At 71.3% G+C, this 16046-nt stretch carries 15 protein-coding genes and 1 riboswitch; of the genes, 3 read left to right on the top strand and 12 right to left on the bottom strand.

Annotation, left to right across the window (positions count from 1 at the left end):
• Positions 1 to 729, top strand: coding sequence for an ABC transporter ATP-binding protein (locus JOC24_RS21635; RefSeq protein ID WP_205021996.1), 729 nt, complete (start codon positions 1 to 3; stop codon positions 727 to 729).
• 73 nt (positions 730 to 802) lie between these two features.
• Here JOC24_RS21635 and JOC24_RS21630 read toward each other — a convergent pair whose 3' ends face one another.
• The gene (locus tag JOC24_RS21630; protein WP_205021995.1) at positions 803 to 2020 is read right to left on the bottom strand and encodes an FAD-dependent monooxygenase; all 1218 of its coding nucleotides are present in this window, start codon (positions 2018 to 2020) and stop codon (positions 803 to 805) included.
• 268 nt (positions 2021 to 2288) lie between these two features.
• Entirely contained in the window at positions 2289 to 3650 is a 1362-nt protein-coding gene (locus JOC24_RS21625; RefSeq protein WP_205021994.1) for a peptidase C39 family protein, read from the bottom strand.
• A gap of 187 nt (positions 3651 to 3837) precedes the next feature.
• Between JOC24_RS21625 and JOC24_RS21620 the strand changes: the two genes are divergently transcribed.
• Together JOC24_RS21620 and JOC24_RS21615 are read left to right on the top strand one after the other, a co-directional pair.
• On the top strand, positions 3838 to 4452 hold the full coding sequence (locus JOC24_RS21620) for a uridine kinase family protein (protein WP_205021993.1): 615 nt from the start codon (positions 3838 to 3840) through the stop codon (positions 4450 to 4452).
• A gap of 367 nt (positions 4453 to 4819) precedes the next feature.
• Entirely contained in the window at positions 4820 to 6727 is a 1908-nt protein-coding gene (locus tag JOC24_RS21615) for an AAA family ATPase (RefSeq protein WP_239580769.1), read from the top strand.
• Positions 6728 to 6788: 61 nt separating this feature from the next.
• Here JOC24_RS21615 and JOC24_RS21610 read toward each other — a convergent pair whose 3' ends face one another.
• The 10 genes from JOC24_RS21610 to ribD form a co-directional block, all read right to left on the bottom strand.
• Positions 6789 to 7874, bottom strand: a complete 1086-nt coding sequence (locus JOC24_RS21610) for a hemolysin family protein (RefSeq protein WP_205021992.1) — start codon at positions 7872 to 7874, stop codon at positions 6789 to 6791.
• Complete coding sequence (locus tag JOC24_RS21605) at positions 7871 to 9265, bottom strand: hemolysin family protein (RefSeq protein WP_205021991.1); 1395 nt, start codon at positions 9263 to 9265, stop codon at positions 7871 to 7873. Before JOC24_RS21605 ends, JOC24_RS21610 begins: the two co-directional genes overlap by 4 nt.
• Positions 9266 to 9453: 188 nt before the next feature.
• Positions 9454 to 9933, bottom strand: a complete 480-nt coding sequence (locus JOC24_RS21600; RefSeq protein WP_205021990.1) for a PH domain-containing protein — start codon at positions 9931 to 9933, stop codon at positions 9454 to 9456.
• Positions 9934 to 9971: 38 nt separating this feature from the next.
• The gene (gene hisG / locus JOC24_RS21595) at positions 9972 to 10820 is read right to left on the bottom strand and encodes an ATP phosphoribosyltransferase (protein ID WP_205021989.1); all 849 of its coding nucleotides are present in this window, start codon (positions 10818 to 10820) and stop codon (positions 9972 to 9974) included.
• Positions 10821 to 10871: 51 nt separating this feature from the next.
• Positions 10872 to 11144: a phosphoribosyl-ATP diphosphatase gene (locus JOC24_RS21590; protein ID WP_031097852.1), complete on the bottom strand. Its 273-nt coding sequence runs from the start codon at positions 11142 to 11144 to the stop codon at positions 10872 to 10874.
• A gap of 35 nt (positions 11145 to 11179) precedes the next feature.
• Positions 11180 to 11665, bottom strand: coding sequence for a 6,7-dimethyl-8-ribityllumazine synthase (gene ribH / locus JOC24_RS21585; protein ID WP_073751806.1), 486 nt, complete (start codon positions 11663 to 11665; stop codon positions 11180 to 11182).
• Positions 11666 to 11743: 78 nt separating this feature from the next.
• The gene (locus JOC24_RS21580) at positions 11744 to 13030 is read right to left on the bottom strand and encodes a bifunctional 3,4-dihydroxy-2-butanone-4-phosphate synthase/GTP cyclohydrolase II (RefSeq protein WP_205021988.1); all 1287 of its coding nucleotides are present in this window, start codon (positions 13028 to 13030) and stop codon (positions 11744 to 11746) included.
• On the bottom strand, positions 13027 to 13671 hold the full coding sequence (locus JOC24_RS21575; protein ID WP_205021987.1) for a nicotinamide mononucleotide transporter family protein: 645 nt from the start codon (positions 13669 to 13671) through the stop codon (positions 13027 to 13029). Before JOC24_RS21575 ends, JOC24_RS21580 begins: the two co-directional genes overlap by 4 nt.
• Entirely contained in the window at positions 13668 to 14288 is a 621-nt protein-coding gene (locus JOC24_RS21570; protein WP_205021986.1) for a riboflavin synthase, read from the bottom strand. Before JOC24_RS21570 ends, JOC24_RS21575 begins: the two co-directional genes overlap by 4 nt.
• Positions 14289 to 15389 carry a bifunctional diaminohydroxyphosphoribosylaminopyrimidine deaminase/5-amino-6-(5-phosphoribosylamino)uracil reductase RibD gene (gene ribD / locus JOC24_RS21565; protein ID WP_205021985.1) on the bottom strand — a complete coding sequence of 367 codons (1101 nt, stop codon included), beginning with the start codon at positions 15387 to 15389 and terminating at the stop codon, positions 14289 to 14291.
• Positions 15390 to 15567: 178 nt separating this feature from the next.
• Positions 15568 to 15698: riboswitch (FMN riboswitch) on the bottom strand.
• Positions 15699 to 16046: the final 348 nt, after the last annotated feature.

Below are 16046 nucleotides of genomic sequence, written 5' to 3'. Positions count from 1 at the left end.
ATGCTCGAACTCACCGGACTGACCGCGGGCTACCACGGCGGCACCGTCCTGCACGGCCTGGACCTGTCGGTGCCCGCCGGCACGGTCCACGCCGTCGTCGGCCACAACGGCGCCGGCAAGACCACCCTCGTCCACACCGTCGCCGGACTGATGCGTCCGAGCGCCGGGATCGTACGCCTGGACGGCCGGGACGTGACGGGGCAGCCCGCGCACCGGATCGCCCGTGCCGGGATCGGGCTCGTACCGCAGGGCCGCCGTGTGTTCGCCGGGCTCACCGTCGCCGAGCACCTGCGGCTCTCCTACCGTCCGCCGCGCGGCGGCGACACCACGCGCCCCGGCGTGTGGACGCCCGCCCGCGTCCTGGAACTGCTGCCCCGGCTGGGTGAGCGCCGCGGCAACCGGGGCACGGATCTGTCCGGCGGCGAACAGCAGATGCTGGCGCTGGCCCGCGCGCTTCTCGGCTCGCCGCGTGTCCTGCTGCTCGACGAACCGACCGAAGGCCTGGCACCCGTGCTCGTCCGGCAGGTCTACGAGTTGGTCACCACGCTGGCGGACGAGGGCATCGCCGTGCTGCTGGTGTCCCCCAGCCCCGCCCAGGCCGCCGAGTGCGCCAGTACGCTCACGGTTCTCACGTCGGGACGGATGACGCTGCGCGTGGACGGCGAGGACGCCCGCGCCGACGGCACCGCGCTGCACGCCGCGCTCGAACTGGCGCCGACGTCGGCCTGAGACGCGAGCGGCACGGGCGGGCAGGCGGGGGCGGTGGCCGGCACACGGCCGCCGCCCCCGTCGCGCTCCGCGTCTACCCGGCCTTGATGCTGTGTCCGCCGAAGCCGCTGCGCCGGTCGGAGCCCTTGTTCTGGTCCTGCCACCACACGTCGAACTCCGGCTGGCCCATGGCCGACCAGTCGGGGGTGTTCTCGACCTGCGCGCTGCCCATCCGGCGTGCCAGTGCGACCATCCCCGCCCCGACGGGGCCGCGGCCTGCGTCGTAGCTCGCAAGGACCTCCTCCCAGCTGTCCCCGGCCACCCAGGCGGCTTCCAGCGCGGTTGCGTCCTGGAGCGCCTTCACACTGCCGCCACCGATGTGCGGCCGCGCGACACTGGCGGCGTCACCGACGAGCGCCATCCGGCCCGCGGTGTAGTGCGGCACCTCCAGGTCGTAGATGGGCTGGATGAAGGTGGTCTCGGCGGGTGTACGGAGCACCCTGGCCGCCCAGTACGGCGGGAAGTTGTCTGCGACCAGGGCCCGCAGGTGCGCGGTCAGCTCCGAGTTGAGCCGACCCGGCGGCAGGGATGTCGGGGTCCGCAGGTCGGGGTGGAGCCCGTCGGTCTGCGGGGGCACGGTGTAGAGGACCCAGTTGAGCAGGTGCCCGCCGACGCCGTCCGGGATGCGGTAGATCATGCAGTGGCCGCCGGGGAAGACGATGTTGTGCGCGTCGTAGCCGTCCGAGGGGAGATCCGCGACGTCCGACGACGTGCCCCGCCAGCCTATGTATCCGGCGTATGTCGCGTCGGCGCCGGAGAACATGGCCTCCCGGACGACGGAACGGTAGCCGTCGGCACCGATCACGACGTCGAAGCGCTCCTGGTGTCCGTCGGCGAGCCGGAGCGTCACCCCGTCGGCGTCCGGCTCCACGCCGGTGACCACCGAGCCGGACCGGTAGGAGACCTCCTCCGGTACCCGGCGGCGCAGTTCACTCCAGAGGGAGCCCCAGCTGTAGGCGCGGAAGGGAAACGGCTGCTCGCCGATGACCCGCCCGTGGTCCGCTTCGCCGTCGCGCGCGCTCCATACGCGCCGGGTCAGGGGCGCCCAGGGCATCTCGGGAGCCACGTACCCGGCGTCCCTCAGCTCGTCGTACCGGTCGCTGTGCAGAGCGATGCCCACTCCTCTGTCACGAAGCCGGGCGTCGGCGCGCTCGAAGACGGTGATCTTCTCGGCTCCGCCGCGCGACGCGGCCAGAGCCGCGGCGCACCCCGCTATGCTGCCGCCGACCACGGCGATGCTGCCTCCACGCATGACTGGCACTCCACTCACTCGGTGTTGCGGGCGCCGTTCCGGGTGCTGGCTCCGCAACGGCGCGTCCGGCCGTAAATCGCCTTCTGTCGGCGGTTGTTGGCCCGTGTCCCCCGAGGGCGGGGGCCGCACGGAATCCTATCGAGGAGCGCCTGGCACCGTCCGCGCGCACTTGCCGCAGGTCGTCGTCGCAAGCTGCGAGGCGCCGCCTGACGCGGGACGGCCGAGAACGCTGCCGTCCCGCGTCAGGCGGCCGTAGGGCCGCACAGGCTCAGGCCAGGCCGAGCGACCGCAGGACTCGGCGCTGACTCGGTGCCGGGTCGGTCGGCCAGTAGACGTAACAGACCCCGCCCGTACCGCCCCTGACCGCGCCGTTCGCGTCGTAGCGCTTCGTGCGCAACCAGATGTTCTCCCACTCGCGCCGCTGGTAGACGCGGCGCACCGCGTCGTTGGACGGGGACGCCGGGTCGTTGGCGATCACGTCGCCGTCCGCCGTGAAGCCGATGACGGTCATCAGGTGGCCTGATGTTCCGTAACCCGCCCCCGTCAGCTCACCCTTCAGGAACGACTGGGACGTTATGACCGGGATGCCCGCGGCGATCAGCTTCTCCAGGTCGTCGAGCGATCCGAGCCGGGTGACCACCGCGTTCATGTCCTTGTACGTCGCGGCGTAGGCGGCGTTGAAGGGCCAGTTGCCGCATCCGTCGTACTGGTAGTCGAACGTGTAGCGGGCCGCGTGGCAGACCTGCGGGTCGGCGAGATCCGGCTTGACCCAGGCCAGGTCCTCGGCGGTGGGCCCGCGGCCCCAGTACTCGACGATCATCTGCGAGGAGGTGGGGCTGCACCAGGCCTCGCCCCCGTTGTCGTACTCCGGGTACTCCCCCACATGCACGTTCTGCGAGTAGCGGGGCACCGCCAGCTCCCGGGTGGTACCGGGTGCGGTGGCGGGGACGGTGAAGCGGTCGGGGACGTCCGATGCCATGGCGCCGATCCGGTGGACCGTGGGCGTGAGGCGGGTGCCGGGCGTCCGGTACAGGGTGAGCCGCAGCCGGTACGACACCAGCCGGAGCCCGCTCGCCGCGTCGTCGAGCGAGAAGGTGTCGGTCCAGACGGTGCTCTTCCCGTCCGTCTGGTCGTCGACGGAGGTCCGCCGGATGTCCGTGTCGGCCGAGGCCCAGCTGCCCATCACGTACCAGGGCGTGTCCGTCCCGTCCGAGTATCTGCCGCGCAGCTCGATCCGGATCCAGGTGCCCTTCGGCGTGTGGGCGTTCCAGGAGGCGATGACCTCGGTGGCGGGGACGGAGGAACGGTGGACCGGGGAGGTCCAGGTCGCGTACTCCCAGCTGCCGCTCGTGCCGGTGTGCGGGTCGGTGTAGTCGGTGCTTCCGACGGGGGTGGAGATCACCAGGCCGGGGCGGCGTCCGGCGACGGCGCGGGTCCCGGCCGAGGCGCCGCAGCGCCAGTCGGTGTACGTGTTCCAGAAACGGTTGTCCACGAGCGAGGCCGCCGCCGGGGATGAGGAGGTGCGGGAGGGGGCGGCGCTCGCCGGGCCGGCCGAGGCCGCGGTGCCCGCGCCGGCCGCTGCCGCGAGCGCGGCGGTGAGCACGGTTCTGCGTGAAGTCGGTCTTGTCATGGGCGGGACCCCCGGTCAATGAGCGGATTGGGGCTGCGGATGCCGAACGGTGCGCCAACTATCGCGGGTCGGGGCCGGATCCGGCCAGTGATTCGACTCGCGGCGCGACACAAATATTGGTCTGGTCCACTGGCGTGACCTGCGCAGAGCCCGGAGGCGGGCCCGCAGAACCTCGTAAGGTGGAGACATGGACGACCTGGCGGACCACGCGCGACGGCTGCGCTCCCTGCCCCCGTCGTGCGGGCCGGTTCGGCTGATCGCGGTCGACGGCCACGCGGGGTCGGGCAAGAGCACCTTCTCCGGCCGTCTGGCCGCGGCCCTCGGTGGCGCCCCCGTGCTCCGTCTGGACGACCTGGCCACCCACGAGGAGCTCTTCGCCTGGACGGACAGGCTCCGGGCGCAGGTCCTGGCCCCCCTCTCGCGGGGCGAGCCCGCGCGATACGCCCCGTACGACTGGACGGCCCGGCATTTCGGGCCGCCGCGGACGCTGGAACCCGCCCCCGTGGTACTGATCGAGGGAGTGGGGGCGGGACGCACCGCTGTGCGGCCGTTTCTCGCGGGACTGTTGTGGATCGAGGGGGACAGCGAGGCGTCCTGGGAGCGGGGCAGGCACCGCGACGGCCCCGGACTCTCGGAGTTCTGGGACGGCTGGACCGCCGCGGAACAGCGGCATTTCGCCGCCGACCCCTCCTACCTCTTCGCCGATGCGGTGATACGGCGGATGCCCTTGGGATACGTGTGGCTGAAAGGGCCTCGCCCGACAGCGGTGGCGAGTCGAATCATCACGGACAGTGAAGCCTGAGGATCGCCCTGCCGCCAGGCGGGAGAAAGCCCGGCAGTCACCCCAACTCGGCTTGACCGAGGGGCCGTACAGGTCTTACGTTCTCAATGTGCGGCTTTTCGGAGCCCCCGCAGACGCGAAGCCCCCGGTTGTTCCCCCGTGACCGGGGGCTTCGTCCTGCCCTCCTGTCCGGGTCCGCGGGACCCCTCGATCACCCTCGGTCACTGCCCCCGAAGCGCCGGTATCGCACCTGACCGCTCACTCCCTGTGCAGGTACGATGCCTCTCGGGTGCGGTCAATTCCCTTCCTTGGCACGGTGATTAGGTGCGCCGCGGTGGGCATGCTGTGCGGGCGGGACATTCCGGGGGCACGCTTCGTGGGGGACCTGATGGACATCGGCACGCCGGGCATGCAGGCCCCGGCCGACCTGGCCTGGCTGCGCGGGGTGGACGCCTACACCATGGGCGCGTACCCGCAGGCCGAGGAGGAGTTCAGAAGCGCGGTCCGTCTCGACCCCGGCATGGCGGACGGCTGGCTGGGCCTGCACGCACTGCGGATCGACACCACCACGGCGCTGCTGCGCATGTACAGCCACCGCGACCGCTTCGGCGAGCAGCGCACCCGTCATCGCCGCACCCTCAACTCGTGGTACTGGCTGGGGTGGTGGGTGCAGCCGGTGCTGGAGAGCCCGCGCGACCTGCTCCTGGCGCATGCCTCGCACTGGCTGGACGGCCGCCATGTCCCTGAACTCGACCGGGCGTTGGCGGGCCTGCCACCCGTCGACACCGACGTCCAGGTGCGCTTCCTGCACGCCTGCCGCTCCTATCTGGTCAAGGACTGGGAGCAGTTGGTGCGCACCACGGAGCGACTCGTCGAGGATCCGCTGCTCGGCATCGAGGCGGGCCTCTTCGGCGGCATGGCGCGGGTGCGTCTGGAGATGTACGGGCAGGCGGAGCCCCTGCTGTCCGCCGCGCTGATGCGCTGTCGCAGCGAGCAGCCGCAGCGCAAGGAACTGCGCTACTGGCTGGCGCGGGCCCACGAGGGCACCGGCCGCAGCGCCGCGGCCCTGCCGCTGTACCGGGCGGTGCACCGTGTGGACCCGGCGTTCATGGACACCTCGGCCAGGCTCGCGGCGATCTCCGAGGGGGACGGCTACGACGAGGCCGTCGATCTCGCCTCCGTCTCGCTGGCCGGTCCCGGTTCGGACGGCACGGGTGTGGAGGCCCGGACGGACGGGGAGACGGCGCTCGGCACCGACCTTGTGGACGGTCCTGAGCCCTGGCTCGGTGGGGCCCCGCCGAGCCTGTCCGGAGCCGGGACGCCACCGTCCGGGCAGGGCGGTGCCGGGGCGCGGAGGAAGCCGGGTGCGCCGCCGTCCGCGGTCTTCCCAGCGGGTCCGAGCGACCCCGTGATGCTTGCGGAGGCCCTGGCCAAGCTGGAGCGCATGGTCGGGCTCGAACCCGTGAAACGCCAGGTCAAAGCACTGTCCGCCCAGCTGAACATGGCGCGGCTGCGGGCGGAGCAGGGGCTGCCGGTACAGCCGCCGAAGCGCCACTTCGTCTTCTCGGGCCCGTCGGGGACGGGCAAGACCACGGTCGCCCGCATCCTGGGCCGGGTGTTCTACGCTCTCGGACTCCTGGGCGGCGACCACCTGGTCGAGGCCCAACGCTCCGACCTGGTGGGCGAGTTCCTCGGACAGACCGCGGTGAAGGCCAACGAGCTGATCGATTCGGCGCTCGGCGGGGTGCTGTTCGTCGACGAGGCGTACAGCCTCTCCAACTCCGGTTACAGCAAGGGTGACGCGTACGGCGACGAGGCCCTGCAGGTGCTCCTCAAGCGGGCCGAGGACAACAGGGACCACCTGGTCGTCATCCTCGCCGGCTACCCGGAGGGCATGGACCGGCTCCTCTCCACCAACCCGGGACTCTCCTCACGCTTCACCACGCGGGTCGACTTCCCCAGCTACCGCCCCCTCGAACTCACCGCGATCGGCGGGGTACTGGCCTCCGACAACGGCGACGTGTGGGACGAGGAGTCCCACGACGAACTGCGCAGCATCAGCGGCCACGTGGTCGAGCAGGGCTGGATCGACGAGCTGGGCAACGGCCGTTTCCTGCGCACCCTGTACGAGAAGAGCTGCGCCTACCGTGATCTGCGGCTGTCCGGTTACACCGCGGCGCCGACCCGGGACGATCTGGCCACCCTGCGGCTGCCGGACCTGATGCAGGCGTACGGCGAGGTGCTGTCGGGGCGCGGTCCGGCGGACCGGGGGAGGCAGGAGCCCGGGGCCCTGTGAAAGCGCCGTCGGGCGGCCCCGGTGGGACCGCCCGACGGCGGAGGAGATCACCCGGGCGGAGTCACCCCGAGGGGGCCATCGCCTTCGGCACCTCCACCGTGCGGCGGGGCACCGAGACGCGGTGGGCCGGGTCACGGACCTCGCCCACGAGCATCTCAAGGACGTCCTCCATGGCGACCAGGCCGAGCACCTTGCCCGACGCGTCGGCGACCTGAGCGAGGTGTGTGGCCGCGCGCCGCATGACCGTGAGGGCGTCGTCCAGGGGGAGTTCCGCCCGCACGGTGGCCATCGGGCGCCAGATCTGCTGGGGAACGGCCCGCTCGCCGTCCTCCAGCTCCAGGACGTCCTTGACGTGCAGATAACCCATGAACGGGCCGCCGCCCTCCGCACGGACGGGAAAGCGTGAGTAGCCGGTCCGTACGGTCAGCTCCTCCACGCGGCGCGGGGTCACGGACGGGTCCACCGTCACCAGGGACGCCCGGTCGAGCAGCACGTCGGTCACCGGCCTGCTGCCCAGCTCGAGGGCGTCCCCGAGCCGTTCCTGTGCCTCCGGCTCCAGCAGGCCGGCCATGCCCGCGTCCTCCACCAGCCGGTTGAGCTGCTCACTGGTGAAGACGGCCTCGACCTCGTCCTTCGGCTCCACCTTGAAGAGCCGCAGAACGAGCCTGGCGCACGCTCCGAGTGCGGAGGTGACGGGCCTGCAGAGCCGGGCGAACCCGACCAGGCCGGGGCTGAGCCACATCGCGGTCTTCTCGGGGGCGGCCATCGCCAGGTTCTTCGGGACCATCTCGCCGATGACGAGATGGAGGAAGACCACGGAGACCAGGGCGACCGCGAAGCCGAGCGGGTGGACGAGCCCTTCGGGCACGTGCGCCGCGTGGAAGACCGGTTCCAGGAGATGGGCGACGGTCGGCTCGGCGACCGCGCCGAGCGTGAGGGAGCAGATGGTGATGCCGAACTGTGCGGCGGCCATCATCTGCGGCAGGTTCTCCAGGCCGTGCAGGACCTGTCTGGCCCGGCTCGACCCTCCTGCCGCGAGGGGTTCGACCTGACTGCGCCGTACGGAGACGAGCGCGAACTCGGCGCCGACGAAGAAGCCGTTCGCCAGCACGAGGAGACCGGCGAGAACCAGCTGTACGAGGCTCATCGCACTGCCTCCAGCAGGTCCTGGGTGAGCCGCTCCGGCCGCTCCGGCTCGTCCGGCCGTTCAGCCGGGGATCCCGGTATGCCGGTGAGCCGGACGAAGCGGACCTGTTCGGCGCGGTAGTGGCCGACCTGGCGGACGGAGACCCGCCAGCCGGGGAGCTCGGCGCGGTCACCGGGTGCGGGGATGCGTCCCAGCAGGTCGGCGACCAGCCCCGCCACGGTCTCGTACGGCCCCTCGGGTACGTCCAGGCCTATCCTCCGCAGGGTCAGCACCCGGGTGCTGCCCTCCACGTCCCATCCGGCCCGTCCGTCGTCGGCGACGACGGGCGTCAGCTCGGGGCGGTCCGCGCCCTCGGCGTCGTGCTCGTCCCTGACCTCGCCGACGAGCTCCTCGATGATGTCCTCGAGGGTGACGACACCGGCGGTACCGCCGTACTCGTCGACCACGACGGCGATCGGCTGCTCGCTGCGCAGCCGCTTGAGCAGCTGCTCGACGGGCAGGCTCTCCGGCACCAGGAGCGGCGCCACGGCGATACGGCTCACCGGGGTGCGCAGCCGGTCCTGGGAGGGAACGGCCAGGGCGTTCTTGAGGTGGACCATGCCGACGACCTCGTCGATGCGGTCCCGGTAGACGGGGAAGCGGGACAGACCGGTGGCCCTCGTGAGGTTGAGGACGTCCGCCGCGGTCGCCGACGCCTGCAGTGCGCTGACCTTCACCCGCGGGGTCATGACGTGCTGCGCGGTGAGTCCGGCGAGGGACAGGGTCCGCACGAAGAGATCGGCGGTGTCCTGTTCCAGGGTGCCGGCCTCGGCGGAGTGCCGGGCCAGGGAGACGAGTTCGCCCGGGGTCCTGGCGGAGGCCAGTTCGGCGGTGGGTTCGACACCCAGCAGCCTCACCAGCCGGTTGGCCACGGTGTTCAGGGCGGTGATCACCGGCCGGAAGAGGGCGGAGAAACGGTGCTGGGGCCCGGCGACGAACCGGGCGACCTGGAGCGGCCGCGAGACCGCCCAGTTCTTCGGTACCAGCTCGCCGATCACCATCTGCACGGCGGAGGCGAAGAGCATGCCGATCACGACACTCACCCCGGGAACGGCCCCCGAGGGCAGTCCGGTGGCGGTGAGCGGTCCTGCGAGCAGCTGGGCGAGCGCCGGTTCGGCGAGCATGCCGACGACCAGCGAGGTGATGGTGATGCCGAGCTGGGTGCCGGAGAGCTGGAAGGAGAGTTCGCGCAGGGCGGCGACGACGGTGCGCGCCCGGCGGTCGCCTTCGGCGGCGGCGCGTTCGGCGTCCGGCCGTTCCACCGTGACGAGCCCGAATTCGGCTGCCACGAAGAATCCGTTGGCGAGGATGAGAAGGAATGCCGCGAGGAGCAGCAACAGGGGGGTGGTCATGCCGCCGCCTCCGGGGAGAGGGCGGCGCAGGTACTACCGGACGATCCGTCCATTGCTGGAGGGAGTCACTCCTTGGGTCGCAGGAATGTGCCCCGCGGGCCTCGAGGGCCTTCTGGTGCGGGGCGGGGCGCACCGGGTGCGCCACCGGTCCCAGAATAATCGGGATCGGGCCGTACTGGGCAGGGGGCTCAGCTGTTCTCCGTCACGTCGTTCACTCCGCTGCCGTGGAACTCGGTGAGGGCGCGGAGTGTCCGGGCGTCCCGGACGGCCCGTTCCTTGGCGATTCCGGGCTGGATGCCGAGTGCGGGCATGCTGGTGCCGTCGCTGAGGTCGAGGAAGACCCACGGGTCACCGGCGCGCAGGTTGACGCGGAGGATCTCCGCCCAGGCGAGCCGGCGGGTACGGGTGATGTTGACCACCGTGATGCCCCGCTCGTCGGCTGTGATGCGGGGCCGACTGAGCAGGGCGAGGACGCCGAAGAAGAGCAGGGCGACGAAGACGAAGCTGGTCCGCTCCCCCGCGCCGAGGTTCTCCAGGATCATCGCGACCGCGGTGATCACGACGAACATCGCCGCCCCCACGGCCAGCAGGACCACCCGGGTGAGGGTGGGCCGGAAGGTGACCGGGAGGTCGGGGAGTCCGGGCGGCGGGGGCGCGGGGGCGGACATGGCGCTGTCGTCCTCAGGTTCTCGGGTGGGTCCGGCCGTCAGAGGCGGCAGGCGTGGATGGCCGTCGTGAGGATGGCGCGCGCACCCAGCTCGTACAGGTCGTCCATGATCCGCTGGGCCTCCTTCGAGGCGACCATGGAGCGGACGGCGACCCAGCCCTCGTGGTGCAGGGGGGAGATGGTCGGCGACTCCAGGCCGGGAGTGAGGGCGACGGCGCGCTCCAGGTGCTCGACCCGGCAGTCGTAGTCCATCATCACGTAGCTGCGGGCCACCAGGACGCCCTGCAGGCGCCGCAGGAACTGCCGCACCTTGGGGTCCTCGGTGTCGGCGCCCTTGCGGCGGATCACGACGGCTTCCGAGGACATGATCGGTTCGCCGATGACCTCGAGTCCGGCGTTGCGCAGGCTGGTGCCGGTCTCGACGACGTCGGCGATGATCTGCGCCACTCCGAGCTCGATGGCGGTCTCGACAGCGCCGTCGAGGTGGACCACGGAGGCGTTGACGCCCTCTTCGGCGAGGTGCTTCGCCACGATGCCCTCGTAGGACGTGGCGATCGTCATGCCGTCGAAGTCCTTGGGACCGGCGGCCGTGCCGGGCTTGGTGGCATAGCGGAAGGTGGAGCGCGCGAAGCCGAGCTGGAGGATCTCCTCGGCCTCGGCCCCGGAGTCCAGCAGCAGGTCACGGCCGGTGATGCCGATGTCCAGCCGGCCGGAGCTGACGTAGATCGCGATGTCGCGCGGCCTCAGGTAGAAGAACTCGACCTCGTTCGTGGGGTCGACGAGGACCAGTTCCTTGGACTCCTTGCGCTGCCGGTAGCCCGCCTCATGGAGCATCGCCATCGCAGGCCCGGAGATTGCACCCTTGTTGGGGACGGCGATGCGCAGCATGAGGTCAGGTTTCCTTTGTGCGGAGGGAGTTCCGGGACGTGCGGGCGGTGCTCAGAGGTGGGCGTAGACGTCGTCGAGGGAGATCCCTCGGGCGACCATCATCACCTGGACGTGGTAGAGCAGCTGCGAGATCTCCTCGGCGGCGGCTTCCTTGCCCTCGTACTCGGCGGCCATCCAGACCTCGGCGGCCTCCTCGACGACCTTCTTGCCGATGGCATGCACACCCTTGTCCACCAGTTCGGCGGTGCGGGAGGTGGAGGGGTCGCCGTCGGCGGCCTTGAGCTGCAGCTCGGCGAAGAGTTCTTCGAAGGTTTTGTTGGCCATGATGGTCCTTAGAATACGGGGTCCCGGAGGACTGCTCAGCGCCAGGGTTCGCTGACGGTACGCAGCGTGGCGGCGGTGGCCACGGCGGCGGTCACCGCTTCGTGTCCCTTGTCCTCGTTGGATCCCTCGAGTCCGGCACGGTCCAGCGCCTGCTCCTCGTTGTCACAGGTGAGCACCCCGAAGCCGACGGGGACCCCGGTGTCGACCGTGACCTGGGTGAGGCCGTTGGTGACGCCCTGGGACACGTATTCGAAGTGCGGGGTACCCCCGCGGATGATCACTCCGAGGGCGACGATCGCGTCGTAGCCGCGGCCGGCGAGCACCTTGGCCACCACCGGGAGCTCGAAGCTGCCGGGGACGCGGAGCAGGGTCGGCTCGTCGATCCCGAGGTCGTGCAGGGCACGCAGGGCCCCGTCGACGAGTCCGTCCATGACCTTCTCGTGCCACTGGGCCGCGATCACCGCCACCCGGAGGTCTCCGCAGTTGCGTACGGACAGTTCGGGTGCGCCCTTGCCGCTCATGTCTCTCCTGTGTGTTCGTCGGTGCTTACCGGCTGCCGCAGGCAGCGCGGCTCACTGGGTGCCGCGGGTCGGCACAGATCACTGGTTTGCGCAGGCCGACGCGGAGGCGTCGAGCCAGGGCAGGTCGTGCCCCATACGGTCCCGCTTGGTGCGCAGGTACCGCAGGTTGTGCTCGCCGGCCTGGACGGGCATGGGTTCACGCCCGGTGATCTCGAGGCCGTGCCGCACGAGCGCGGCTGTCTTGTCCGGGTTGTTGGTCATCAGCCGCAGGCTGCGTACGCCGAGGTCGCTCAGGATCTGGGCGCCCGCCGCGTAGTCCCGGGCGTCGGCCGGCAGTCCGAGTTCGAGGTTGGCGTCGAGGGTGTCGGAGCCCCGCTCCTGGAGTTCGTAGGCGCGCAGCTTGGACAGCAGTCCGATGCCCCGGCCCTCGTGCCCGCGCAGGTAGACGACGACGCCCCTGCCCTCGGCCGTGATGCGCTCCATCGAGGTGTGCAGCTGGGGCCCGCAGTCGCAGCGCTGGGACTGGAAGATGTCACCGGTGAGGCATTCGGAGTGGACCCGGACGAGGACGTCCCGGCCGTCGCCGATGTCGCCGTGGACGAGAGCGACGTGCTCGACGCCGTCGACGACGGAGCGGTAGCCGTACGCGGTGAACGCGCCGAAGCTCGTGGGCAGCCGGACCTCGGCCTCGCGGCGCACCGTGGGCTCGGAACTGCGGCGGTAGGCGATCAGGTCCTCGATGGAGATGATCGTGAGGCCGTGCTTGCGGGCGAACGGGAGGAGCTCGGGCAGCCGCAGCATCGCTCCGTCCTCACCGGCGATCTCGACGATGGCACCGGCGGGGCGCAGTCCGGCGAGCCTGGCCAGGTCGACGGCGGCCTCGGTGTGGCCGTTGCGCACGAGGACACCACCGGAGCGGGCCCGGAGCGGGAAGACGTGGCCGGGGCGTACGAAGTCGCCGGGGCCCGCCGTGCCGCCCGCCAGCATCCGGAGCGTGGTGGCCCGGTCGGCCGCGGAGATGCCGGTGGTCACCCCGTGCTCGGCGGAGGCGTCCACGGAGACGGTGAAGGCGGTCTTCATCGACTCGGTGTTGTGCGTGACCATCTGCGGGAGTTCGAGGCGTTCGAGCTCGTCGTCCTCCATGGGCGCGCAGATCAGTCCGCGGCACTCGCTCATCATGAACGCGATGACCTCGGGGGTCGCCTTCTCGGCGGCGATGACGAGATCGCCCTCGTTCTCCCTGTCCTCGTCGTCGACGACCACGACGGGCCGTCCGGCGGCGATGTCGCGGATCGCCTGTTCGACGGGGTCGAGCGAGAGGTCTTCGAGGGTGCGGTCGTGCAACCAGGCGGGCTGGGCAGTCATACCGTGGCTCCCTTCAGAGCGGGTGTCCGCGTACGCAGCCACCAGTCGCGCATGCCCCACAGGACGAGGGCGCCGTAGACGACGTAGATGAGACCGGAGAAGGCGAGTCCGCTGTGGAAGTTGAGCGGTACGCCGACGAGGTCGACGAGGAGCCAGGCGAACCAGAACTCGACCATGCCGCGCGCCTGGGCGATCATCGCCACGAGGGTCCCGGCGAAGATGTAGGCGTCGGCCCACGGGCTCCAGGAGAGCGACGGGAAGACGGTGAACAGCCCGCCGACCGCGAGCGTGCCGAGCGCGGCGCCGCCCACCAGGTATCCGCGCTCGCGCCAGGTGGCGAAGCGCACGGCGATGGACCCGTCCTGCGCCCTCTTCCTGCCTCGGGTCCACTGCTGCCAGCCCCAGACGGCGACGGCGACGACGATCAGCTGCTTGCCGACGCTGCCCGCCTGCTGCACGGAGACGTTGGCGGCGACCAGGACGACGCCGGACAGGAGCTGCGCGGGCCAGGTCCAGACGGACCGGAGCCAGCCGAGGGCCAGGGCGATCAGACCGATCGTGTTGCCGATCATGTCGGACCAGATGATGTGCTGCCCGAAGGCGGTGAACGCCTCCGAGTTCAGCCAGTCCACGGCGCTCATGCGACCGGCTCCCCGGCTTCCGGCGCGGCACCGTGGCCGAGCAGTCGTTCGACGTACTTGGCCAGTACGTCCACCTCGAGGTTGACCGGGTCGCCCGGCTCCTTGATGCCGAGCGTGGTCAGCGCGAGGGTGGTGGGGATGAGGCTGATCGTGAAGAAGTCGGGTCCCGCGTCGACGACGGTCAGGCTCACACCGTCGACGGTGATCGAGCCCTTCTCCACCACGTAGCGGGACAGTCCGTCGGGCAGGGAGATCTTGACGATCTCCCAGTTCTCGGAGACCCGGCGCTCGACGATGCGGCCCGTGCCGTCCACGTGTCCCTGGACGATGTGGCCGCCGAGGCGGCCGCCGAGGGCCATCGGACGCTCCAGGTTGACGCGGGAGCCGGCCTCCAGCGCGCCGAGGCTGGATCGGTCCAGCGTCTCTGCCATGACGTCGGCGGTGAACTCGCTCTCCCCGAGGTCCACGACGGTGAGGCAGACTCCGTTGACCGCGATGGAGTCGCCGTGCTTGGCGCCCTCCGTCACGACAGGGCCGCGCAGTCGGAAGCGGGAGGCGTCGTCGAGCTTCTCGACGGCGGTGACCTCGCCCAGTTCTTCGACGATTCCGGTGAACACTCAGTTTCCCTTCCGAGCAGGAACGGGGACGGCGGTGATGCGCAGATCGGGGCCGATACGGACGGTCTCGGTCACATCGAGGCGCAACGCCTGGGAGATGGTGGAGATTCCGGCGTCGGCGAGGGCCGGGGGGCCCGCGCCGAGGAGAACCGGGGCGAGATAGCCGACGACGGTGTCGACCGCTCCCGCGGCGACGAAGGCGCCGGCCAGGACGGGCCCGCCTTCGAGGAGTACGGAACGGATGCCACGGCCGTGGAGGGCGGCGAGCAGCGCGCCGATGTCCAGGCCCTGCCCGTCGGCGGCGCGCGGCAGGCGCAGCACCGACTCGGCCGGGAGGTGCCCGGCCTCGGCGCCGTCGGCGACGGCGACGAGGGTCGGCGCGGTTCCGTCGAGGACCCTGGCTCCGGGCCGCACCGCGGTGGCGTCGGTGTCGACGACCACCCGGAGCGGCTGGGTGACGCCCTCGACGCCGCGTACGCCCAGCTGCGGGTCGTCGGCGCGGGCGGTGCCGGAACCGACCACCACCGCGTCCGCCTCGGCGCGCAGACGGTGGACGTCGGCGCGGGCCTCCGGGGAGGTGATCCAGCGGCTGGTGGCGTCGGCGGCGGCGATCCGGCCGTCGAGGGTCGCCGCGTACTTCCAGAGGACGTACGGGCGGCCGAGGCGGACCGAGGTGAGCCACGCCGTGTTGCCGGCCTCCGCCTCGTCTGCGAGGAGGCCCTGCTCCACCTGGACGCCTGCGGCACGCAGGGTGTCCGCGCCTCCTGTGGCCTGCGGGTTCGGGTCGCTCACCGCGTATACGACACGGCGGACGCCGGCCTCGGTGAGAGCCTGGGCGCACGGGCCGGTGCGGCCGGTGTGGTTACAGGGTTCGAGGGTGACGAAGGCGGTGCCGCCGCGGGCCCTCTCGCCGGCCTCGCGCAGGGCGTGGATCTCGGCGTGCGGCCCGCCGGCGCGCTGGTGGAAGCCTTCGCCGGCCACTTCCCCGGAGGCGTCGAGAATGACGCATCCGACGACCGGATTCGGGCTGGTGGCGCCGAGTCCGCGGGCTGCGAGCGTGATCGCCCGCCGCATGACGGCTGTTTCGGCTGCGGTGGCCACCGGGTCCTCCTGCCTCTTCGGGCACGGACTCCGGGGCCTGTCGATGACGACAGATGAAGCGGAACGCAACAGGGGGACGCCGAACCGAAGACACGGATGCGCCCGCCCCGGAACATTCCGGAACGCCCGGGATCTCCCGGAAAACATCCGCCTACGGCGGCGTACCTGTGACGGCCCGCCGCGCACTGCCTCCCATCCGGACTTTCACCGTCGGTCCAGGAATCTCACCTGGTCAACCGGCCGCTGGATGCGGACGGGTCGCGGACTATAACCGCCGGTTCGGAATTACACCGACCCCGGAGTGCGCTGCTGCTGGTACAGGATCATTGTGCCACGGCGGGCAGGGATCCGAACGGGTGGTGCCTGTGGAGCGACTCACAGTTGCGGCTGCGGCTGCGGCTGCGGCTGCGGCTGCGGCTGCGGCTGCGGCTGCGGCTGCGGCTGCGGCTGCGAGGACAGTGCTCGGGGCCAGGTCCACGCCCCCACCGCACCGGCGTCGGCCGTGTCCGGACGCACGGTAGCGCCCGGACACGGAGAATGACGGCGGTCAGACATCCGGTCACAGGCGCAGGGCGTCCCAACAGAAGGCATCCCCTCGGCGCCCGCCCGCCCCGAGGGGATGCCTACAGCCGCTTCCTGAGCGGCACCACGTCTCCG

The organism is Streptomyces sp. HB132, from assembly GCF_016909575.1.
Lineage (GTDB): Bacteria > Actinomycetota > Actinomycetes > Streptomycetales > Streptomycetaceae > Streptomyces.
This window is presented reverse-complemented; position numbering and strand designations above follow the sequence as displayed.

What these genes read in the sequence shown, in the direction of transcription:
- JOC24_RS21605 (WP_205021991.1), bottom strand. Translation starts at nt 9,265, where the DNA reads ATGACCACCCCCCTGTTGCTGCTCCTCGCGGCATTCCTTCTCATCCTC.
- hisG (WP_205021989.1), bottom strand. Translation starts at nt 10,820, where the DNA reads ATGCTGCGCATCGCCGTCCCCAACAAGGGTGCAATCTCCGGGCCTGCG.
- JOC24_RS21620 (WP_205021993.1), top strand. Translation starts at nt 3,838, where the DNA reads ATGGACGACCTGGCGGACCACGCGCGACGGCTGCGCTCCCTGCCCCCG.
- ribH (WP_073751806.1), bottom strand. Translation starts at nt 11,665, where the DNA reads ATGAGCGGCAAGGGCGCACCCGAACTGTCCGTACGCAACTGCGGAGAC.
- JOC24_RS21590 (WP_031097852.1), bottom strand. Translation starts at nt 11,144, where the DNA reads ATGGCCAACAAAACCTTCGAAGAACTCTTCGCCGAGCTGCAGCTCAAG.
- JOC24_RS21600 (WP_205021990.1), bottom strand. Translation starts at nt 9,933, where the DNA reads ATGTCCGCCCCCGCGCCCCCGCCGCCCGGACTCCCCGACCTCCCGGTC.
- JOC24_RS21635 (WP_205021996.1), top strand. Translation starts at nt 1, where the DNA reads ATGCTCGAACTCACCGGACTGACCGCGGGCTACCACGGCGGCACCGTC.
- JOC24_RS21580 (WP_205021988.1), bottom strand. Translation starts at nt 13,030, where the DNA reads ATGACTGCCCAGCCCGCCTGGTTGCACGACCGCACCCTCGAAGACCTC.
- JOC24_RS21575 (WP_205021987.1), bottom strand. Translation starts at nt 13,671, where the DNA reads ATGAGCGCCGTGGACTGGCTGAACTCGGAGGCGTTCACCGCCTTCGGG.
- JOC24_RS21625 (WP_205021994.1), bottom strand. Translation starts at nt 3,650, where the DNA reads ATGACAAGACCGACTTCACGCAGAACCGTGCTCACCGCCGCGCTCGCG.
- JOC24_RS21630 (WP_205021995.1), bottom strand. Translation starts at nt 2,020, where the DNA reads ATGCGTGGAGGCAGCATCGCCGTGGTCGGCGGCAGCATAGCGGGGTGC.
- JOC24_RS21610 (WP_205021992.1), bottom strand. Translation starts at nt 7,874, where the DNA reads ATGAGCCTCGTACAGCTGGTTCTCGCCGGTCTCCTCGTGCTGGCGAAC.
- JOC24_RS21615 (WP_239580769.1), top strand. Translation starts at nt 4,820, where the DNA reads ATGGACATCGGCACGCCGGGCATGCAGGCCCCGGCCGACCTGGCCTGG.